This is a genomic window from Kitasatospora sp. NPDC004669 (assembly GCF_040609455.1).
Taxonomy (GTDB): Bacteria; Actinomycetota; Actinomycetes; order Streptomycetales; family Streptomycetaceae; genus Kitasatospora.
Map to the genome: position 1 here is coordinate 1 of NZ_JBEXKB010000002.1, position 20,962 is coordinate 20,962.

The window sequence follows — 20,962 nt, forward strand, 5'->3', positions numbered from 1 at the left end:
GCCGTGCGTCTGGCGGCGCAGCCGCCGCCGCACCAGCACCGCCCCGCCCGTGCCCACGGCCAGCGCGGCCACCGCGCCACCGAGCAGGACCGGCAGCTGTCGGCTCACCGCACTGCCCGCGTGCGAGACGGTGTAGCCGACCTGGACCAGGCCGGCGACCGAACCGTCCGGTCTGGTGACCGGCGCGCTGCTTTCCACGACCCGTCCGATGGGCGCGGTGAAGCTGATGGTGATCGGCCCCTTGAGGGCCAGCTGGTACGGGCCGATGAGGCGCTGTCCGATCAGCTCGGGCTGGGCGGTCTGGGCGTAGCGGATCCCCTCGGGGCTGGCGATCGCGACGTAGTCGAAGCCGCCCTTCTTCGTGATGTCCAGGGCCAGCGGCTGCAGCACCGCGGTCGGGTCGGCACTGCCCAGAGCGTCGACCACCGTGGGGACCTGCGCCAAGGTGACGGCCGCGGCGCGGGTGCGGTGCTCGGCATCACTCGTGGCGTACCTGCGGGCCTGGAGGATGAACGCCGTCAGCGCCGCGGCGACCAGCAGCACCACCACGACCAGCATCCACAGGAACACCTGCCCGGCGACACTGCGCACCCGCGACCGCGAACGCAGCCGACCCCACGCGGACCGGTCTTCCCCCGGTCCGCCCGGTTCCGCACCCCCATGGGCATGGCTGTCCACTCCGTGCATCCAGGCCGTCCCCGCGCATCCGGATCATGACCCCTTCCACGCTGCCACCCCGCCCGCACATGTGCATGCGCGAAGCCGCCGGACGGCCGAACACACCGCGGGCAGGCCGACGCCCCGGAGCCGGAGGCCTGTCCCCGGAGGCCTGTCCAAGTGAACGCAGGGCCGCGCCGAAAGCGACCGCCCGGTGGTCACCCCGCGCCGCCGGTCCGGCGATCTCGCGGACTCGGATCGCGCCGACGGCGCGTGGGGCGCGCATCCGCGTGTGATGCGGGTCTCGGCCCAGGAAGATCGCCTGCACTCAGAGCACGGGCGGCGACTCGGTCAGCGACGGGCAAATCGGGCAAAACCTGACATAAACCGTGATCCCGCTCACACCCGAAAAGGTCGACGACGCGCGATAGTGGCTGCTCCCGGCGCCGCCCGCTACCCCCGACCGCGGCATCTGCCCAGCTCAGCACGGCACCCGACTGCACGACCCGCCCTGCGGATCAGCGCCGGCCGGCCCCTGAATACGACAGCGGATCGTAACAAGGGGGTCTTGTCGATGACCGATCCCACCTGGCAACAATTGCTGCATCCAGCCACACCGGCTCCTGTCCCGCCGGTGAACGGCTCACTGCCAAGTCACACCCCGCGACTGTTCGGCCCCTGTCCGGCCACGGTCCAGGACGGGGCGCGACTCGGCCCAACCCGATTGAGGTCTAGGTCTACATGCCCAGTTTCACGATGCGTATGCGTACCTCTGCCGCGATTTTCGCCGGCGCCGCCGGTCTGACCGCCCTGGGTGCCGCCGTGGTCCCCGCCGTGGCCTCGGCCGCGGACGCCTCCCCGCAGGCCATCGCCGCCCAGATGGTGCCGGCGGACCAGCTGGCCTCGTTCAGCCAGATCATCTCCCACGAGTCCGGCTGGAGCGTGACGGCGACCAACCCGAGCTCCGGCTCGTACGGCCTGGGCCAGGCGCTGCCGGCCTCCAAGATGGCCTCCGCCGGCGCGGACTGGAAGACCAACCCGCGCACCCAGATCAAGTGGGCGCTGGACTACATGAACACCCGCTACGGCAGCCCGAACGCCGCCTGGGCCTTCTGGCAGACCCACCACTGGTACTAGGCCGACCGATCGGCCCCAGCACCACACCCGCGACCTTGACCTCCCTCCCCCTCACCCCGGGGGCCGGACAGGGACCACTGGGATGACCCGACAGGGCCCGTGCCCGCGCGATCCGCGTGGCACGGGCCCTCTCGCGATCACCCCGAAATCCCCGGCTCCGCCAGGCCACCGTCGTCGCGCCCGACGCCATCACCGTCCGCGCCGGGCGCGTGACCATCGACGCCGCGACGACCACGGATCTCGGGGTGCGTGGAGGGTGGAGCCCAGGCGCAGGCCAGCGAGCCGCCGATGAGCCCGGGCAGCAGGCCCAGGAAGAAGCCGCCGAAGTTGGCGACCGGCACGGAGAGCAGTGAGAGCAGGATCGCAGCGACCCCGGCGAAGATCCTCACCTGCTGCTGGAGCCAGAGCGTGACACCCAGCGTGATCAGCAGGCTCCCGATGAGGAGTGAGCCCGCACCCGCGGTGGTGGAGAGCGCCAGGCCGAGACCGCCCAGGCTGAGGCGGGTGTAGGGGAAGGGGAAGTAGAGGATCGGCAGGCCGCCCCCGAACGTCAGCAGGCCGGCCCAGAAGGGGCGGGTGCCGCGCCAGACCCGGAACTCCCGCCGGGCTGTGGCGATCGCCTCGCGCGGCCGGGACCACGGGGCCGCGGTTCTGCTCCACACGTGGCGACTCCCTGTGCGATCAGTGGGATTGAGACGGGTCATCGGGGTATCGGGCCGGCGGGTCAGAAGCACTCGTCCCGGCCGCGCACCAGCGACACGCCCAGCCCGGGAACACCGAAGCTGCCGGCCGCCACCGCGACCGCAGTCACCCGCACGCCGGTCAGATTGATCGAACTTGCCTGCTGTGCCGGGCTGTTGGGGTTGAAGAAGCGCGAGTCCCGATCGCCCCGGCTGATTTCGCCTTTGGTGAGCGCTCCGGCGGCGACGCCGATGTCGAGGCGATGGGCGCTCGACTGGTCGGCCGCCAAGTGCTTCGCGTCGATGAAGAACCCCTTCGCGGTGGCCGCTCGCTCGCCACCGGTGAGCCGCAGCGTGAAGGGGCCCAGCACCGGGATCGGGAAAACGGCGGACTGGCAGAGCCCGCGGATCGTGGCGGACTCGAACCCCGTCACCATGACCGGCACCGGGTCGTGCTCACGGGTGAGGTCCACCGTGCCGTACAGGCTGAAGCCTTCACCGTCGAGCTCGTCGGCGGAGAGCTTGAACTCCTCCCCGGAGATGAGGAACGACGCGGCGAGCGCGTTCTCGGCCACCCCGGCCACGAGGGCCGCGGTGGCCGCGAGACACGGCAGCAGGATGACGGCGAAGCGCTTCCAGCGGGTCCTGCCGAAGCGTTGCGACATGCCGCCCCTCTCTGACGTGGACCATGACTCCCGGGCGCCCGCGTGACCGGCCGGGAGGGGCGCACGGGACACCACACCGACTGCCCGAGACCGGAAAAGACCGAACACAGCCGATCATGCGATGCAGGAAATGGCTCCGCAAACCACTCACGACCACGTTGACGACCATGTCGCCGCACATCACTCCAGCGGCCCATCGGTCACGGACGATCGTGACGGCCGCCCGCCGCACTCGACCCCTTGACTTGAGTTCGACCAAAACTTTAGCATTATTTTGCTGAAAATATCACCGGCATGGCCATCAGTAGCGATATTCTGACAAATTTTTAAATCTTCAATTTTCCCCGGATTGCGCTTGCCGATCCCATCGGCTCGGACTGACGATGGTTTGAGGGGGAATCGTAGGAAGGTTTGATCATGGGACTCGTCGGAAACCTCCGTAACCTCGGCAGGTTTAACAGCGGCGGCGGCGGTGGCGACTTCGGTCGCGGCGGCGGCGGCGGTGGCGACTTCGGTCGCGGCGGCGGCGACTTCGGACGCGGCGGCGGCGACTTCGGGCGCGGCGACGACTTCGGCCGCGGCGACTTCGGACGCGGCGACTTCGGCCGTGGCGGCCGTGGCGACTGGGGCAACTGGGGCGGCGGCGGCTGCGGTCGCTGACGTCCGCAGTGGCTGAACGCTTTCCGATCCGTTGCGAGACCAGGCCGGGCATGTTTCGTGCCCGGCCTGTTGATCGCCCGACCCGGTCCGTCCGGCCCGCGCCACTCAGAGGGTTCGCAGGCTCGGAGCGGGGTTCCGCGGGGTGACCGGTGCCGGGCGGCAAGCGGGAAGACCGTGAGATGACGCGAAAACGGACCCTTCGAGAGGTTCTGCGAGGGCTGCTCGTCGTCGAGAGCTCCGACGCCCTGGTCGCCGCCGCACCGCCGGTCCCGCTCCGGGAGGTCTTCCGGCGCTTCTGGCCCTACACCAAGGGCGGCCGCCGCTGGCTGGTGGTGCTGCTGGTCCTGGTCGCGGTGGGCCCGGTGATCGAGGCGGCGGAGATCTGGCTGTTCAAGATCGTGATCGACGACATGCTCATCCCGCACAGGCTGAGTCTGTTCCTGCCGGTCGCCCTCGCCTACGCCGGGCTGACCCTGCTCTCCGGAACGCTGGGCTTCGCCGGCCAGGTAACCTCCACCTGGGTCAGCGAGCGCTTCCTACTCATCCTGCGATCGGACGTGTTCCGGCACGTCCAGGGCCTGTCACTGGGCTTCTTCGAGCGGCGACAACTCGGCGACGTGCTGTCCCGGGTGACCGGCGACGTCGACGCGGTCGAGACCTTCCTGCTCTCCGGGATCGTCACGGCGATCGGCCAGATGGCACGGCTGGGCGTCTTCGTCGGCCTCCTGCTGGCGCTGAGCTGGGACCTGACGCTGACCGCACTGGTCGCCGCGCCGCTGTTCTTCCTCACCGCCCGCCGCTTCGCCAAACTGATCCAGGCGGCCTCGCGCGAACGCCGCCGGCGCGGCGGTTCGATCAGCGCGGTCACCGAGGAGTCGCTCGGCAACATCGCGCTCGTCCAGGCGTACAACCGCCAGGACTGGGAGCACTCCAGGTTTCAGCGCGAGAGCGTCGGCCGGTACCACGCCGCGATGGCCTCGACCCGGATCGGGGCGCTCTACGGACCGACGGTCGAGTTCATCGAGCTGCTCGGCGGCCTGGCGGTGATGGGCCTCGGGACCTGGGAGCTGGTCCGTGGCCGGCTCACCCTCGGCGGCCTGATGGTCTTTCTCGCACTGCTGAGCCAGCTCTACAGTCCGATCCGGAGCATGTCCGGGCTCGGCAACGCCTTCTACAGCGCTTCCGCCGCCGCCGAGCGGATCATCGAACTGCTCGACCAGCGACCGCAGGTCGCCGCCCCCGCGACCCCGCGGGCGATCGGCCGAGCCCGTGGCGGGATCGAGTTCGACGACGTGACCTTCAGCTACCCGGAGGCGGCAACGCCCGCGCTGTCCGGGGTGTCCTTCGAGGTGACGCCGGGGAAGACGCTGGCCCTGGTCGGTGCCAGCGGCGCGGGGAAGTCCACCGTCGCCAAGCTGCTGCTCCGCTTCTACGACCCGACCGCCGGCTCGGTCCGGCTCGACGGTGTCGATCTGCGCGAGCTGTCGCTCACCGAGCTGCGCGAGAACGTCGCCGTGGTCCTGCAGGAGACCCTGGTCTTCCACGGCACCGTCCGGGAGAACATCGCGTACGGGCGCCCGGAGGCGACCGAGGCCGAGGTCGTGGCGGCCGCCAGGGCGGCGGACGCCCACGGGTTCGTCAGCCTGCTGCCCGACGGCTACGACACCGTGGTCGGCCAGCGCGGACGACTTCTCTCCGGCGGCCAGCGCCAGCGTCTGGCCATCGCCCGTGCGATGATCCGGGACGCACCCGTCCTCGTCCTGGACGAACCCACCACCGGCCTGGACGCCGAGTCGGCCCGGCGGATCATGGGCCCGCTGCGTGTGCTGATGGCCGGCCGCACGACGATCATCATCTCGCACAACCTGCTCACCGTCCGCGACGCCGACCAGATCGTCCTGCTCGAACAAGGCCTGCTCGCCGCCCACGGCACCCATGAGGAACTCCTCGCCCGCAGCCCCGCCTATGCCGGCCTCCACCGGCTCCACCACCCACGGGCCGCGTCGGTGAAGATCGTCCCCTGAGCCCCTGGCCCGCCGCGTCGACGGCGGCGCCACGCACCGACGGGGCGGGCCGAACGGCTCGCGGCCGGTGCGCCGGCGGCCAGGAGTGACGGCGGCAGGTGGCGTCCGAGGGCGGTGAACAGAAGCGGATCGGTGCGGCAGCACGTCACGGGCGCTGCGGGCGCCATTCGAAGAGCAGGATGGTCGCATCGTCCCGCAGGCGGTTGCGCTGGTGGTCGAGGATGGCGTGGATGAGCAGCCGCAGCACCTCGGCCGGGCGCTGGCCGGCGGCCGAGGAGCGGATGATGAAGTCGGTGAACTGGTCGAGGCCGAACTCCTCACCCTCCGTGTCGCGTGCCTCCACGACGCCGTCGGTGTAGAGCAGGACGCGGTCGCCCGGTTCCAGTGTCGTCTCGTGGACCTGCCGGGCTTCCGGGGCGAGGTGGCCGACCAGACCGATCGGCGGCTGCGGGGGGCTGTCCAGCGCTCCGTGGAGCACCCGCTCGGCGCGGATCAGCAGCGGCGGTGGGTGACCGCAGTTGACCCAGTGCAGCACCCCGGTCTCCGCGTCGAGCCGGCACAGCACGCCGGTGCAGAAATGGTCGGGCAGCCACCGGGCGAGCGCTTGGTCGACGGAGCCGACGACGTCGGCCGGGGCGCCGCCGGCGCGGCGGGCGTTGCGCGCCGCCGCCATGGCGACGGACGTGGTCAGGCCGGCGGTCAGATCGTGCCCCATGGAGTCGAGGATCATGGTGTGCAGCACGTTCTTGATCACCGAGTGGTCGAAGGCGTCACCGGCGACGTCGTACGCCGGTTCCAGGACCGCGGTCGAGACGCACCGGCGGCTGCCGACGGTGTTGGGCGGCAGGAAGGCGCGCAGCATCTCGGCGGGCAACCCCATGGTCGCGGTGCGGGCGAGGGAGGCGAGCCAGTCGCTGTAGGTGCGCTTGGAGGTGATCAGCATGGCGAACAGATGGGCCAGCATCCGGCTGCGGCGCATCCGCACCCCGTCGAGCGCCGCGGTCCGCACCGCCAGCACGCCCAGCCGCTCCGCACCGTCGACCAGCGGCATCCAGACGATCACGCCGCCGTCGTCGGCTGCCACCTGCGGGGAGACCCTGCGGTACGCCCAGCCGGCCGGCGAGCGGTCCACCGGCAGCGGCTCCATGGCCTCGTCGAGTGGGACGAGCAGCCGTTGTTGCAGGTCGACGAGGTAGATCAGCGCGGTGTCCAGGCCGAGGGCCGCGGCGCAACGGTTCGCCAGGGCGGGCAGTTCGACCGGCAAGGCCGTCTGCGCCTCGATGATCAACGCTTCCAGCCGATTCTCGTCGACGGCGGTGTCGGGACCGGCGGACGCGTGCGGTGGGTCCGACACGGAGATCACCCCTTCCGTGCCCAGTCTCACACCGATCCCGGCCACTCTCACGTCAGGCACGATCGCGCCGGGTGCGGGCGCCGACGTGATCGGGAACCACCGGGTGGAGGACGACGCCGGGCTGTCCGCCCACGCGCGCCGGAGCCGCGCGACCGGACCGGACCGGGCCCCCACGATCGGCGTCCGGGGCCCGGACGGGCGCGACATGCCGGGGCGCCGTCGGAGCCGGGCGGACGGGAACCCGCCCGGCTAGGCTCACATGGTCGTCGTCGCGAGCGTGGAAGGACAGGACGGTTCGGCACAAGCGTGAGATCGCCCTCGCGGCGATGACGTTCTGGCTGCGTCCGGCGTTCGTGCTGCGCGTCGTCAGGCGGTTCCAGCGGGTAGCCGGTTTCGACCGGGCCATGGCCCTGGCGTCCGCTGCGCTGGCGGCCATGGTCCCGCTGGCGATTCTCTGCGGCGCGTTCCTCTCTCACCTCGGACTGCACGATGTAGCCGACCACATCGTCGAACGCTACGGGCTCACCGGTGGCGGAGCCCAGGCCGTCCAGGACGTCCTGTCGCCGTCCGCCGGCGCGGACACGGGCGTCGACTCCCTGAGCGCCCTCTTCCTGCTGATCTCGCTGCTGAGTCTCAGCCGGGCAGTGCAGCGGATGTTCGAGCAGACCTGGGACCTCAAACCGCTCAGCGTGCGCAACACCCCGAACGGCTTGCGGTGGATCCTCGGCCTGGTGGCTTACCTGGCGGCCAACATCTCGCTGCACGCCGTCCTCGGGCGCGGGCGCTACGGCCTGGGGGCAGCGCTGCTGGTGGCGCCACTGACCGGGGCGTTCCTGCTCTGGAGCGGGTGGATCCTGTCCGCCAGGCGCATCGGCCCCACGGCCCTGGTACCGTTCGGCGCCGTCGCGGCCGCGCTCACAGCCGTCTACGAGGTGGGCGCGACGGTCTACCTGCCCCGTCTGTTCAGCTCGGACGCCAGCCGCTACGGCTCGGCGGGCGCGGTCTTCGCGACACTGTCGGCCCTGTTCGGCGCGATGATCACCATCGTCGGATCCGCGGCGCTGGGACGAGAGGTGCACGACGAACTGTGCCGCGTCCGTCGTGGTGAGCGCCCCCCGGACGACGAGGTCCGCCACGAGTGGGAGCAGCTGGTCCAGGACGTGCGATCGCGCTGGCACACCACCGCGCGACACCGGCCCCGCCGTCTGCCAGGACGACGGCCGCACAGACGGAAGACCTGACCCCGCGGCCGGGGTTCACGTTCGCGGTCGGGTCGAGGCGTCGGCCTAGGCGCAATACCGGTGATTTAGGTTGAATTCCGGCGAGTCGGGGCAGTCTTGGTCGGTCCGACGAGAACGACGCCAGGCGAGGTTGGTCGCGGCGGGCGGCCGAGGCCCAGGCCGCCGGCGACGACAGCGGCAGCGACGGCGACAGCAACGACGGCAGCAGCAGCGGCCATGCTCTCTTCCAGAGCACCCCGCCGACCTCTTGTAGGCCTCCGGCCCCTACACCGCCGGGTACCTCGCCCGCGACCTCGCGAACGTCCCCCGACCATCTGAGCGAACATCAGAATCACCGGTGAGAAGCAGTCGCGGGACAGCCGAGGGGGCCACTGGTTCGCGTGGCCCCCTCGGCGTCGCCCGGGTGGCGCGGGGCTACTCTCCGATTGTGGAGACAACACCGAGCACCGCCGTCCGTCGTCCCCGGGTCGGACACATCCGGTTCCTCAACTCACTGCCCGTGTACTGGGGGCTGGCCCGGACCAGTGCCCTGCTGGACCTCGAACTCGCCAGAAGGACCCCCGACGAGTTGAACGACGGACTGGTCCGCGGGGACCTCGACATCTCGCCGATCAGCCTGGTCGAGTTCCTGCGCAACGCCGACCAGCTGGTGGTGCTGCCCGGGCTGGCGGTGGGCTGCGACGGCCCGGTGATGTCCTGCTCGATCGTCTCCCGGCTGCCGCTGGACCGGCTGGACGGCGCCCGGGTGGCACTCGGCTCCACATCCAGGACATCGGTGTGCCTGGCCAGGCTCCTGCTCGCCGAGCAGTACCGGGTCACGCCGCGCTACGAGGTCCACCAGCCCGACCTGGAAGCGATGATGCGGGAGGCGGACGCGGCCGTGGTCATCGGGGACGTCGCGCTGACGGCGTCGCTGCACCAGGCCGAGCGGCTGGGCCTGCACGTCCACGACCTCGGGCAGATGTGGAAGGACTGGACCGGGCTGCCGTTCGTCTTCGCGGTCTGGGCCGTCCGCCGCGACTACCTGCTCCGCCACCCCGAACTGGTCCGCCGGGTGCACCGCTCCCTGCTCGCCGCCCGCGACCTGTCCCTGGAGCACCTCCCCGAGATAGCCGAACAGGCCGCGCGCTGGGAACCGTTCGACGCGGCCTCGTTGGAGCGCTACTTCAAGACCCTCGACTTCCGGCTGGCGGAGGACCAGTTCGCCGCCATCACCGAGTTCGCCCGGCAGGCCGGCCCGATCGCCGGCTTCCCCACGGACACCCGGGTGCAGGTGCTGGGCGCATAGCCGGTCCGCCGCAGTGCCACTCGCCGAGTCGGCAGGCTACCGTCGGAGGCCGCCGGCCCGGCGCTGCGGGGAGCGGCTTGGGCCGTTGCAGTGAGTGACGGCCCCGCGAGCCGGTGCCGCAGCGGATGAGCATGCGTCAATGGGGCGTCCACGTAAGCCCGTTGTGCGGAGAGTGCCCCATGACGTCCCCGGCAGGTCTGATCAAGCACGTGGTGATCATGGTTCAGGAGAACCACACCACCGACAACTACTTCCTCTCCATGGCGCCCTACGGCGCCAACGTCGCCACCGGCTGGCCGATCACGCCCAACCCCCCGGTGGCCGACCCGTCGCACGACCGGCACGCCTACTACCGCTGGCTCACCCAGCAGGGCAGCACCGCCGCGCACGTGCAGTTCGACACCACCACCGATCTGCCGTTCTACGCCTGGCTCGCGGCCTCCGGCGCGTTCCTGGAGAACCACTGCTCGGGCTTCGGCACCAACTCCACGCCCAACCACCTGCTCATCACCGGCGGTCAGTCCCCGACGCTGCGCAACCCTCCGCACAACAGTCAGCCGGTCTGGGACCTGCCCTCGCTGCCCGGGCACGCCCAGGACAACAACCTGAGCTGGAAGGCCTACACCGGCGCCACCGGGTACCCGGTGGAGTTCTACCAGCAGCTCAAGGGGTCCGCGAACATCGTGCGTTCGGCCAAGCCCTCGCAGCAGTTCCTCAACGACGCGGGCGCCGGGAAGCTGCCGGCCCTGTCGATGGTGTGGCACGACGGCCCCTACGACGAGCACCCCACGGCCGACGTGTCGCTCGGCATGGACGCGGTCTGGCAGGCCGTCGACGCGGTGGTGCAGGCCGGCTCCTGGGACGAGACGGTGTTCCTGCTGACCTGGGACGACTGGGGTGGCTTCGACGACCACGTCGACACCCCGAACGTGGAGTACACCGCCGACGGCGTCCAGGTCGCCTACGGGCCCCGGGTGCCACTGCTGATGTTCGGCGGCCGGGTCCGCCCGGGCATCGACTCGCGCTGGTGCTCCCACGTCAGCCTTCCCAAGACCGCCATCCAGCTGCTCGGCCTGCCGCCGCTGGGCGTGCCGCGGGTGGACGACGACGGCGGCCTCGCGGACCTGGTCGACCTCTCGGGCACCGGCGCCGTCATGCCCAAGCCGCCCGCGTTCGGCAGCCAGGTCACCCTGCCGCCGGCGCCCCGGCCCACTCCCCCGGCGGCTCCGCTGCCGCCCTCGCCGGTCACTGTGCCGAAGCTCACCGACGAGGTGATCCTGCGCGACGGCAGCTCGCTGGGCCGCCCGAACGACGTGCTCATCACCCACCCCTGAGCGCCCCGCACCAGTGCCCCACCCTCCCTGGAACCCAAGCCCCGGGAGGGTGGGGCACTGATCGTTACCGCTTGACAGGGTGCGGAATACTGTAACGCGCGCGGGTCCGGGACGGCGGCGGAACGGGCGGCGCCCGCTTCTGTCCCCGCAGCTCGGAGCAGCACATGCACCCCCACCCCCACCCCTTCCTCGATCATCCGGGGACGCTCGCCTTCGCGCACCGGGGTGGTGAACTCGGGTATCCCGAGAACTCGCTCGCCGCCTTCGAGGCGGCCGTGGCGCTCGGGTACCGGTACCTCGAAACGGATGTGCACGCCACCGCCGACGGAGTGCTGGTGGCCTTCCACGACTCCCGGCTCGACCGGGTCACCGACCGGATCGGGGCGGTGGCGGAGCTGCCCTGGGAGAGCGTCAGGCGGGCCCGGATCGGCGGGACCGAGCCGGTGCCACTGCTGGAGGACCTGCTCGGGGCGTTCCCGGGGGCGCGGTTCAACATCGACGTCAAGGCGGCACCGGCCGTCGGGCCACTGGTCGAGGCGATCCGCCGGACCGACGCCTGGGACCGGGTCTGCGTCGGCGGCTTCTCCGACAGCCGCCTGGCCGCCGTCCGGGCCGCCGCCGGGCCCCGGCTGGCCACCTCGCTCGGGCCGCGCGAGGTGGCGCGGCTGCGGCTGCGCTCGCTCGGCGAGCTGGTGCTGCCCGGGGCGCTCTTGCGCGGGCGTGGGGCACCGTACGCCGGGATGTGCGCGCAGGTGCCGGAGCGGCACCAGGGCGTGCGGGTGGTCGACCGGGCCTTCGTCCGGACCGCGCACCGGCTCGGCCTGCAGGTGCACGTCTGGACTGTGGACGATCCCACACGGATCAGGGCTCTCCTGGACCTCGGTGTGGATGGCATCATGGCCGATCGCATCGACGTTCTTCGGGACGTCCTCAGCGAGCGCGGCTGCTGGACGGACGGCAGCACCGGCTCCAGCACGGTGATAGGAGCCGTATGAGCAGCACGGACCACCTGCAGGACCACGTCGCGGACCCCCCGGCGAGCGCCGACGACGGCCGCTCGCTGCGCCGGATGCAGTTCGGCTGGTACATCAACGACTGGGCCAACGCGGCCTTCTCCGCCACCGTCCTGACGGTGTTCCTCGGGCCGTACCTGACCGAGGTGGCCAAGAAGGCCGCCGACGCGTCCGGCGACGTGCACCCGCTCGGCCTGTCGATCCGGGCAGGATCGTTCTTCCCCTACACGGTCTCCTTCTCCGTGCTGATCTCGGTCGCGGTGATGCTGCTGACCGGCACGGTCGCCGACCGCACCGGGCGGCACAAGGAGCTGATGTGCGGCTTCGCGTACGTCGGCGCGCTCGCCACGATGGGGATGTTCCTCCTCGACGGCGACCGCTACCTGCTCGGCGGCGCGCTGCTGGTGGTCGCCAACATCTCGTACGCGGTGTCGGTCGCGCTCTCCTACGCCTACCTGCCGGGCCTGGCCTCCCCCGACGAGCGCGACAAGGTCTCCTCCAAGGGATGGGCCTACGGCTACGCGGGCGGCGGGCTGCTGCTGATCGCCAACCTGGCGCTGTTCCAGAACTGCGACGCGCTGGGACTGTCCTCCGGCACCGCCGTGCGGATCTGCCTGGCCTCGGCCGGCCTGTGGTGGGCGCTGTTCACCGTCGTCCCGCTGCTGCGGCTGCCCTCCCGGGCCGGCGTCGCGCCCAGCCGCGCCGCGGCCGCGGCCGCGCAGCCCGCCGCCGGCAGCCTGCGCGAACTCGGCCGCACCCTGAAGGGCATGCGCAAGCACCCGCTGACGCTGCTCTACCTCGCCGCCTTCCTCTGCTACAACGACGGCATCCAGACCGTCGTCTCGCAGGCCTCGCTGTACGGCAGCGAGGAGCTCGGCATGACCCAGACCTCGCTGGTCACCGCCGTGCTGATGGTCCAGATCGTGGCGATCGGCGGCGCACTGCTGCTCGGCCGGATCGCCCAGCGGTACGGCGCCAAGAAGACCATCCTCGGCTCGCTGGTCGGCTGGGTGATCACCCTGGCCCTCGGCTACTTCATGCCCGCCCACCAGCCGGCCTGGTTCTACGTCCTGGCCTGCATGATCGGCCTGGTGCTCGGCGGCAGCCAGGCGCTCTCCCGTTCGCTGTTCTCGCACCTGATCCCGGCGGGCCGGGAGGCCGAGTACTTCAGCCTGTACAAGGTCAGCGACCGCGGCACCAGCTGGATGGGCCCGCTGGTCTTCGGCCTCGCGTACGAGATCACCGGCAGCTACCGCTCGGCGATCATCTCGCTGCTGGTGTTCTTCGTGATCGGCTTCGCGGTGCTGGTGAAGGTTCCTGTGCGCCGCGCCATCGAGGCCGTGGGCAACCCCGTCCCCGAGCGGCTGTGACGGCCCTGCTGCTCTCCTGACGGCTCAGCAGAGCAGCGGGGCCCGGGCCCGGGCGGGCGGTACGGGCGTCGTCGCGGCCGGCAGCACCAGCCCGGCGGCGTGCACCTCCCCGATCAGCCGGACGAGTTCGCCCCGGGGCGGTCGCACCGGGGCTGACCGGCTCTTCAGACGGGCGGGCCGATCTTGGCCGGGGTGCCCGGGTAAGGTGGTGGATCGTGGCCAGCCGTAAAACGTCGATCTTGGAAGCAGCCGCGCGGGTGATCGCCCGGCGCGGGGTGCGTGGGCTGCGGGTGGAGGAGCTCGCGGCGGAGGCGGGCGTGTCCACCGCGCTCATCTACTACCACTTCAAGGACCGCACGGGGATCCTCCGGCAGACGCTGGAGTTCATCAACGACCGGGCCGAGCGGTACACGACCGAGCGCGCGGCGGACGCACCGCCGCTGACCCCGCGCGAGGAGCTGGAGCAGACGCTGCTGCTGGAGCTCCAGGACACCACCGAAGTACGGGAGAACAGCACCGCCTGGGGCGAACTGCGCGCCAGCGCCGTGTTCGACGAGACCCTGCGCGAGGACCTCGCACGCGCCACCCGGATCTGGGTGCAGGAGATCGCCGAACTACTCGGCGTCGTGCAGCCGATGACCTCGGCGGTCGCGCTGGCCGGCGCCGCCGAACGGCTGACCGCGCTGCTGGAGGGGCTGAGCATGCGCTGGCTCAGCGGGAGCCTGCCGCTGGCGCACGCCCGCACCCTCATGACCGACGCCGTCGACACCGAGGTGGCCCGGCTCGGCGCCTGAACCGGGAGGGCGGCACGGACGGTCGTCCGCCCGTTCGCCCGCCCCAACGTCGCTACGACCCGATGGCGGGCTGCTGCTGGGTGGCGCAGTGGATGCCGCCGCCGCCCGCGGCGATGTGGTTGATGGTGACCTGGGTGACCTTCCGGCCGGGGTGGAGGTCCCCGATGATGCCGACCGCGTGGTCGTCGGCGGCCCGGTCACCGAAGCGCGGAACGATGACGCCGCCGTTGCAGACGTAGTAGTTGATGTAGGTCGCGAGGAAGTTCTTGCCCGAACCCTGGATCAGGTCGAAGTCGGGCTCGGGGATTTCGACCACCTTGAGTGTCCGGCCCTTGGCGTCGGTCGCGGACTTCAGCACCTGGAGGGCCTGGTCGGAGGCGGTGCTCCAGATGTCCGGCGGGGTGTCGGCGGCCGGGCGGTGCAGCACGGCGGTGCCGGGTTCGGCGAAGCGGGTGAGGGCGTCGATGTGGCAGTCGGTGATGTCCTGCCCGGCGACGCCCTTGAACCAGAGCACCTTCTCCACGCCGAGCAGCTCCTTGAAGCTCTCCTCGATCTGGTCTCGGGTCCTGCCGGGGTTGCGGTTGTCGTTGACCCAGGAACTCTCGGTGGCCATCAGGGTGCCCTCACCGTCCACCTCGATGCCACCGCCCTCCCCGGTGATCGCGGCCCGGACGCGGGCGATGCCGTAGTGGTCCAGGAGGTTGCGGGCGACCTGGCTGTCATTGGCGTGGGTCTGCTTGTTGCCCCAGCCGTTGAAGTTGAAGTCGATCCCGACGAGCCCCTTCGGGCCGGTGACGAAGGTCGGGCCGGTGTCCCGGACCCACAGGTCGTCGACCATCAGCTCGATCACCTCGACGGTGGAGCCGCAGGCCTGACGCGCCTGGTCGGCCTGGTCGGGGCGGGCCAGCAGGACGACCGGCTCGAAGCCCGCGATGGTCTGGGCCAGCCCGGCGATGTCCTGGCGGACGCCGGGGAGTTGGTCGCCCCACACCTCCTCCAGGGCCGGCCAGGCCATGAAGGTGCGGGTGTGCGGGCGCGACTCGGCAGGCATCGTCGCGGCGGCGGGGCCGGCCGACGGGGCCGCGCCCGAGGCCGTGCCGCTCGGGCCGGGCGGTTCCGCCCCGCCGCTGTCGGAGGAACAGCCGTCGGTCAGCGCCAGCGCGGCGAGCGCGGCTCCGGAGCGCAGGAGTGTACGGCGGGACGGCCGGGGGTGAACCATGGGACCTCGTTCCGGTGGGTGCCTGGAGTACGGACCCGCACGCTACGGAAGGAGCGGCCCGGAACCGGCGCCGCGGGTACCCGCCATCGAGGTGAATCACCTCCCGGTCCCGGTCGCGGCCCGGCAGGTCCCACCGCCTGCCGGGCCGCGGCCGTCCGGGGCCTGTCTCCTGGGTTTCGTCGGATCGGGCAGGGACCCGGGGGACAGACCCCTACAGCGCCCGGCGTGCCGCGGCGATCCCGTCCGGGTCCCAGCCGGGCCGGGGGACGGACTCCAGCAGGAGCCGGGTGTACGGGTGCTCGGGATCGGCGAGGACCCGGCCGGTCGGGCCGGATTCGACGATCCGCCCGTGCCGCATGACGATGACCTCGTCGGTGACGCAGCGGACCACGCCGAGGTCGTGGGTGATGAACAGGTAGCCGATGCCGGTCTGTTCGCGGATGTCGGCGAGCAGGTTGAGGACCTGCGCCTGGACCGACACGTCCAGCGCCGCGACCGCCTCGTCCAGCACCAGGACGGCCGGCTGGACGGCCAACGCCCGGGCGATGGCCACGCGTTGACGCTGACCGCCGGAGAGCTGACGGGGCAATGCGTCGGCGGCCCTGGTACCGAGCCCGACCTGGTCGAGGAGTTCCCTGATCCGGGCCTCGTGGTCGGTGCCGGGGAAGTGCAGGCGCAGGGTCTCCCGTAGGACGGCCTCGACGCTGGTGCGCGGGTCCAGCGAGAGGTACGGGTCCTGGAAGACCATCTGCACCTCCCGGGCCCGGGCCAGCCGCTCGGCCCTCCCGCGGGCACGGCCGGCGCGGGCCCGGGCCTGGACGGTGACCTGCCCTTCGTCAGCCTGTTCGAGACCGACGATGATGCGCGCGGTGGTGGTCTTGCCGGAGCCGGACTCACCGACGATGCCGAGCGACCCGCCGGCGCCGAGAGTGAAGGAGACGTCGTCCACCGCCCGTACGGCGCCGAAGGTCCGACGCAACCCGGTGACCTGCAGAACGGGCTCAGGCATCGGTGCGGCTCCCTTCGAGCGGGTGGTGGCAGGCGGCCGGGTGGGTCCCCCGCAGGGCGGGGGCCTCTTCCCGGCACAGCTCGGTCGCGTGGAGGCACCGGGCGGCGAACGCGCAGCCGGTCAACTCCTGTCGCAGGTCCGGCGGTTGGCCGTCGATGGCGGCGAGCCGGCCGGACGGTGCTTCCAGTCGGGGGGTGGAGGCGAGCAGGGCTGCCGTGTAGGGGTGGCGGGGCCGGTCGAAGAGCGCCGCGGCGGGACCGGTTTCGGCGATCCGCCCCGCGTACATGACGTAGACCCGGTCGCTGATCGCGGCGGCGAGGCCGAGGTCGTGGGTGACGAACAGCAGCCCGGTGCCGAAGCGGGCGCGCAGCCGGCCGAGCAGCGCGACCACCTCGGCCTGGCTGGTGACGTCGAGCGCCGTGGTGGGCTCGTCGGCGAGCAGCAGGATCGGGTCGCCCATCAGGGCGGCGGCGATCATCACGCGTTGGAGCATGCCGCCGGACAGCTGCCCCGGGTAGCGGCGCAGCAGCTCCGGCCCGAGGCCCACGGCGTCGAGGAGTTCGACGGCGCGCCGGTCGGCGTCCGCGGCGTTCACGGTGCCGGTGAGGCGCACGCTCTCGGTGAGGAAGTCGCCGATGCGGCGCAGCGGGTTGATGGCGGCCCCGGGGTCCTGGAAGATCATCGCGGCCTGGCCGGTGCGCAGGGCGCGCAGCCGGTCGGGGGCCATGGTCAGGACGTCCTGGCCGTCGACCAGGACCCGGCCCTCGGTGACGGCGCCCGGCGGCAGCAGGCCCAGGGCGGTGCGGGAGGTGAGGGTCTTGCCGGAGCCGGACTCGCCGACCAGGGCGACGGTCTCGCCGGGGGCGACGGTGAGGTCCACGCCGTCGAGGACCGGTCGGGCGGAGCCGGGCAGCTGGAGCCGGAGGCCCTGGATGTCGAGGGCGTTCACGTGGTCCTCCGGGCGACCTGGTCGGCCCAGCGTTCGCCGACGACGTTGAAGGCGACGACGGTGAGCACGATGAGGGTGCACGGCAGGATCGCGGAGAGCGGGTAGCCGTGCTGGATCGCGGTCTGGCCGTCGAAGACCATCCGGCCCCAGTCGGGGGTGAGGGCGGGGACGCCGAGTCCGAGGAAGGAGAGGCCGGCGAGGTCCATGAGGGCGTATCCGAAGTTGACGGCGGACTGGGCGAGGACGATCGGCGCGATGTTGGGCAGGACGTGCCGCAGGCAGATCTGCAGGGCGGAGTGCCCCTGGACCTGGTACGCGCAGACGTAGGGCCTGGTCCGTTCGGCCAGCACCAGTGAGCGGGTGAGGCGGGAGACGTAGGGCAGGTAGGCGATCGCGAGGGCGATGACGGGGGCGAGCAGGCCCTCCCCGTACACCGAGATGATCAGGATGGCGAGCAGCATGCCGGGGAAGGCGAAAACCAGTTCGGTGCTGCGGGACAGGACGGAGTCGAGCCAGCCGCCCCGCCATCCGGCCGCGAGGCCGACGGCGATGCCGGCGACGGTGGAGAAGACGACCACACCGAGCGGGCCGAGCAGCGAGGTGCGGGCGCCGAGCAGCAGCCTGGAGAGGGTGTCACGCCCGGCCGCGTCGACGCCGAGCAGGTGGTCGGACGAGGGCCCGGCGAGGGCGTTGCCGAGGTCGACGGCGTTCGGGTCGTACGGCGAGAGCCAGGGCGCGAGCAGCGCGGCGAGCACCACCAGGGCGGCGAAGCCGAGACAGATCGGGTGGAGCGGGGCGCGGGCGGCCTTGAGGCGGCCGAGGCCGGGCCTTCGGGTGAGGGCGACACTCATGCGTCGGACCTCCTGGAGCCGAGGGTGACCCGGGGGTCGACGAGCGGGTGGAGCAGGTCGACGATCAGGTTCACGATCATGAACAGGGCGACGATGATCAGGGAGATGGCCTGTACGGTCGGGAAGTCCTTGGTGGTGGTGGACAGTTCGAGCAGCTGGCCGATGCCGCCGATGCTGAACGCCGACTCCACCAGGATCGTGCAGACCAGCAGGGTGGAGACGATCAGACCGCCGGTGGTCAGCACGGTGCCGAGCGAGTTGCGGAACACGTGGCGACGGATCACCTCGCGTTCCGGGACGCCCCGGCTGCGGGCCACGGTGACGTGCTCGCCCTCCAGGGCGTCCAGCATCGCCGAGCGGGTGACCCGGGAGAGCATGCCGATCAGGTACAGCGCGAGGGCGATCGCGGGCAGGGTGAGATGCCAGAGCATGTCACCGAATCCCTCGCCGGCGCCGCTGGTCGGGAACCAGCCCAGCTTCACCGCGAACAGGCCCTGCAGCAGGACGGCGGCGACGAAGGAGGGCGTGCCGAGGGCGAACGTGGTGGTGACCAGGATCGTGGAGTCGGTCTTGCCGCCGCGCACCGCGCCGAGCCGGCCCAGTGCCAGGCCGACGACGACCACGACCACCAGTGCCGTGCCCACCAGCAGCAGGGTCGCGGGCAGCCGGTCGGCGAGCAGCTGGGACACGTCGGTGCGGTAGGTGATGGAGCGCCCGAAGTCGCCCTGGAGCACCTGGCCGAGCCAACGGAAGTACCGGACCAGGAAGGGGTCGTCGAGGTGGTACTGCTCGTTGATCGCCTGCAGGGCGGCCGGCGAGGCCGACCGACCCGACAGGAGGAAGCCCGCGGGGCTGCCCGGCGCCAGGTACATCGCGCCGAAGACCACGAAGGAGGCGCCGAACAGGGTGACCGCCATCTCGACCAGCCGCCGGGCGGCGAATCGAAGGAAGCTCACCGTGCGGCCCCCACGTCGGCGGCCCACGGGTAGTACATGTACGAGATGGTGGTCGGGGCGCCGGTGATCCGTTTGTTGAGGAAGACGGCGGTCGGCCACTCGGCGACGGGGATCCAGAGCAGCTGCCGGGAGGCGGTCTGCTGGAGCTTGGCCTCGATCGCGCCGCGCTTGGCCGGGTCGTACTCGGCGGTGGCCTGGTCGACCAGGTCGTCGTAGGCCTTGTCGCTGTAGTTGGCGAAGTTCTGGTAGGCGCCGGTCCTGAAGTTGACGAGCAGGTCGAGCGGGTCGGTGACGGAGTCGTAGTACGTCTCCGGGAACATGTCGATGCCCTCGCGCGCCTTGGGGTCGGTGAACAGCGCGGTGAAGGCGTTCGGGGCGATCGTCTTCAGCTGGATGTCGAGCCCGATCTTCGACCCGGCGGCCTGGACGGCGGTGGCGAGCAGGGAGACGTCCTGGCCGATGCTGCTGGTGGCCATGATGAGCGTCTTGCCGCTCGCGCCGGCCTCCTTGACGAGGGCCTTGGCCTTGTCGATGTCCTGCGCCGTGGGGGTGAGGCCGTCGAAGGCCGTCTTGCGGACGTCGTCCGAGGCCGAGGCCCAGGCGGCCTTGGTGGTGAGGGAGCCGGTGACGGTGCCGGCGCCGGCGAGGCCGGTCTTGACGAAACCGGAGCGGTCCAGGGCCAGGGACAACGCCTGGCGCACGCGCAGGTCGCCGAGCGCGCCCTGCATGTTGGTGACGTTGACGTTGACGGTGCTGAGGCCCTCCCCGAAGTAGAGCGTGCCCGGCCCGCTCTTCTTCAGCCGGTCGTAGCTCTCGGTGGGGATCAGGTAGCCGCCGTCGACGTCACCGGTGAGCATCGCGTTGGTGCGGGCGGACGCGTCGGTGAGGAAGCTGAACACGGCCTTCTTGGCCTTGGCCTTGGTGCCCCAGTAGTCGTCGAAGCGCTGCAGTTCGATCGACTGGCCCTTGGCCCAGGTGCCGAGCTTGAAGGGGCCGGTGCAGTCGAGGCTGCCGCTGGTGCCGTAATCCTTGCCCGCGACCTCCACACCGGCCTTGGCCGCGACGACGCCGGCGGCGGTGGCCATGTACTGGGGGAACTGGGAGTCGGGCTGCTTGAGCTTGACGGTGACCTGCAGCGGACCGGTCTTGGTGATGGACTCGACGTTCTGGAACACCTGGTTCCAGGCTGCCGCGTTGTCGGGGTTGGTCTGCCGGCCGAGGCTGTACACGACGTCGTCGGCGGTCATCACCGTGCCGTCGTGGAAGTGCACCCCGGAGCGCAGGTCGTAGACCCAGGTGGTCGGGTCGGGGTTGGAGGCCTTCTGCGCCAGGCCGGGCGCCACCGTGAGCCGGGGGGTCCAACGCATCAGGCTCTCGCAGACGTTCGAGAGGATCGTGTTCTGCGGGTAGTCGAACGCCTGGATGTAGTCCAGGGTGGGCGGCTCGGCGTAGGTGGCCCAGGTGAAGGAGTCGATCTCGCCCTTGGCCTGCGGGGTGTCGGCGGACAGCTGGAGGTCCGCCTGGCCGGAGCCGCCGCCGTGCGGCGGGCCGGAACAGGCGGCGACCAGGGCCGCGGCCGAGAGCAGGGCGGCGGTGGCGAGGGCGCGGCGCCGCCGGGGTGGGGTTCGTCTCGCGGGGACGGCGGGATTCATCTGATACCTCCGTGGATACCCCCGGCTTCGGCCGGAGGAGGAAACGGACTTCCCGCGTAGCGGGGCAGGAGTCAGCGTTTCGCCGTCAAGGCGGACCGCTGTCCCCGCT

General features: G+C 71.4%; 19 protein-coding genes and 1 pseudogene. 9 read left to right on the top strand and 11 right to left on the bottom strand.

Features of this window, described 5'->3' with window-relative positions:
• A pseudogene (locus ABZW30_RS01845) lies at window positions 1-591 on the bottom strand (histidine kinase); the annotation flags it as partial.
• Between the two features lie 828 nt (window positions 592-1,419).
• Between ABZW30_RS01845 and ABZW30_RS01850 the strand changes: the two are divergent.
• Window positions 1,420-1,794: a transglycosylase SLT domain-containing protein gene (locus tag ABZW30_RS01850; protein ID WP_355669052.1), complete on the top strand. Its 375-nt coding sequence runs from the start codon at window positions 1,420-1,422 to the stop codon at window positions 1,792-1,794.
• Window positions 1,795-1,931: 137 nt separating this feature from the next.
• Here the strand turns inward: ABZW30_RS01850 and ABZW30_RS01855 are convergent, their stop codons facing one another.
• Entirely contained in the window at window positions 1,932-2,411 is a 480-nt protein-coding gene (locus ABZW30_RS01855; RefSeq protein ID WP_355669370.1) for a DUF6114 domain-containing protein, read from the bottom strand.
• 107 nt (window positions 2,412-2,518) lie between these two features.
• On the bottom strand, window positions 2,519-3,139 hold the full coding sequence (locus tag ABZW30_RS01860) for a DUF6230 family protein (RefSeq protein ID WP_355669053.1): 621 nt from the start codon (window positions 3,137-3,139) through the stop codon (window positions 2,519-2,521).
• A gap of 417 nt (window positions 3,140-3,556) precedes the next feature.
• Here ABZW30_RS01860 and ABZW30_RS01865 point away from each other — a divergent pair, with 417 nt between their 5' ends.
• Complete coding sequence (locus tag ABZW30_RS01865) at window positions 3,557-3,799, top strand: hypothetical protein (protein WP_355669054.1); 243 nt, start codon at window positions 3,557-3,559, stop codon at window positions 3,797-3,799.
• 179 nt (window positions 3,800-3,978) lie between these two features.
• Entirely contained in the window at window positions 3,979-5,823 is a 1,845-nt protein-coding gene (locus ABZW30_RS01870) for an ABC transporter ATP-binding protein (RefSeq protein WP_355669055.1), read from the top strand.
• 145 nt (window positions 5,824-5,968) lie between these two features.
• Here ABZW30_RS01870 and ABZW30_RS01875 read toward each other — a convergent pair whose 3' ends face one another.
• Window positions 5,969-7,177 (bottom strand): PP2C family protein-serine/threonine phosphatase, encoded by a 1,209-nt coding sequence (locus ABZW30_RS01875; RefSeq protein ID WP_355669056.1) that lies wholly within the window; start codon window positions 7,175-7,177, stop codon window positions 5,969-5,971.
• A gap of 326 nt (window positions 7,178-7,503) precedes the next feature.
• Here ABZW30_RS01875 and ABZW30_RS01880 point away from each other — a divergent pair, with 326 nt between their 5' ends.
• From ABZW30_RS01880 to ABZW30_RS01900, 5 genes are all read left to right on the top strand, one after another.
• Window positions 7,504-8,418, top strand: a complete 915-nt coding sequence (locus tag ABZW30_RS01880) for a YhjD/YihY/BrkB family envelope integrity protein (RefSeq protein ID WP_355669057.1) — start codon at window positions 7,504-7,506, stop codon at window positions 8,416-8,418.
• Window positions 8,419-8,845: 427 nt separating this feature from the next.
• A complete protein-coding gene (locus tag ABZW30_RS01885; protein ID WP_355669058.1) occupies window positions 8,846-9,706 on the top strand; it encodes a menaquinone biosynthesis protein in 861 nt (286 codons plus the stop codon).
• 179 nt (window positions 9,707-9,885) lie between these two features.
• Complete coding sequence (locus tag ABZW30_RS01890) at window positions 9,886-11,040, top strand: alkaline phosphatase family protein (RefSeq protein ID WP_355669059.1); 1,155 nt, start codon at window positions 9,886-9,888, stop codon at window positions 11,038-11,040.
• Between the two features lie 164 nt (window positions 11,041-11,204).
• A complete protein-coding gene (locus ABZW30_RS01895; protein WP_355669060.1) occupies window positions 11,205-12,035 on the top strand; it encodes a glycerophosphodiester phosphodiesterase in 831 nt (276 codons plus the stop codon).
• Window positions 12,036-12,109: 74 nt separating this feature from the next.
• The gene (locus ABZW30_RS01900) at window positions 12,110-13,423 is read left to right on the top strand and encodes an MFS transporter (protein ID WP_355669371.1); all 1,314 of its coding nucleotides are present in this window, start codon (window positions 12,110-12,112) and stop codon (window positions 13,421-13,423) included.
• Window positions 13,424-13,447: 24 nt separating this feature from the next.
• On the opposite strand, the gene ABZW30_RS01905 is transcribed toward ABZW30_RS01900, so the two are convergent.
• Window positions 13,448-13,570 (bottom strand): hypothetical protein, encoded by a 123-nt coding sequence (locus tag ABZW30_RS01905; protein ID WP_355669061.1) that lies wholly within the window; start codon window positions 13,568-13,570, stop codon window positions 13,448-13,450.
• Between the two features lie 68 nt (window positions 13,571-13,638).
• Between ABZW30_RS01905 and ABZW30_RS01910 the strand changes: the two genes are divergently transcribed.
• Window positions 13,639-14,217 carry a TetR/AcrR family transcriptional regulator gene (locus tag ABZW30_RS01910; protein WP_355669062.1) on the top strand — a complete coding sequence of 193 codons (579 nt, stop codon included), beginning with the start codon at window positions 13,639-13,641 and terminating at the stop codon, window positions 14,215-14,217.
• 52 nt (window positions 14,218-14,269) lie between these two features.
• On the opposite strand, the gene ABZW30_RS01915 is transcribed toward ABZW30_RS01910, so the two are convergent.
• The 6 genes from ABZW30_RS01915 to ABZW30_RS01940 form a co-directional block, all read right to left on the bottom strand.
• A complete protein-coding gene (locus ABZW30_RS01915) occupies window positions 14,270-15,436 on the bottom strand; it encodes an agmatine deiminase family protein (protein ID WP_355669063.1) in 1,167 nt (388 codons plus the stop codon).
• A gap of 211 nt (window positions 15,437-15,647) precedes the next feature.
• On the bottom strand, window positions 15,648-16,445 hold the full coding sequence (locus ABZW30_RS01920) for an ABC transporter ATP-binding protein (RefSeq protein ID WP_355669064.1): 798 nt from the start codon (window positions 16,443-16,445) through the stop codon (window positions 15,648-15,650).
• On the bottom strand, window positions 16,438-17,394 hold the full coding sequence (locus tag ABZW30_RS01925) for an ABC transporter ATP-binding protein (protein WP_355669065.1): 957 nt from the start codon (window positions 17,392-17,394) through the stop codon (window positions 16,438-16,440). The genes ABZW30_RS01920 and ABZW30_RS01925 overlap by 8 nt, the downstream gene beginning before the upstream one ends.
• Entirely contained in the window at window positions 17,391-18,245 is an 855-nt protein-coding gene (locus ABZW30_RS01930; protein WP_355669066.1) for an ABC transporter permease, read from the bottom strand. The genes ABZW30_RS01925 and ABZW30_RS01930 overlap by 4 nt, the downstream gene beginning before the upstream one ends.
• On the bottom strand, window positions 18,242-19,201 hold the full coding sequence (locus tag ABZW30_RS01935) for an ABC transporter permease (protein ID WP_355669067.1): 960 nt from the start codon (window positions 19,199-19,201) through the stop codon (window positions 18,242-18,244). Before ABZW30_RS01935 ends, ABZW30_RS01930 begins: the two co-directional genes overlap by 4 nt.
• A complete protein-coding gene (locus tag ABZW30_RS01940) occupies window positions 19,198-20,853 on the bottom strand; it encodes an ABC transporter substrate-binding protein (RefSeq protein ID WP_355669068.1) in 1,656 nt (551 codons plus the stop codon). The genes ABZW30_RS01935 and ABZW30_RS01940 overlap by 4 nt, the downstream gene beginning before the upstream one ends.
• Window positions 20,854-20,962 lie beyond the last annotated feature (109 nt).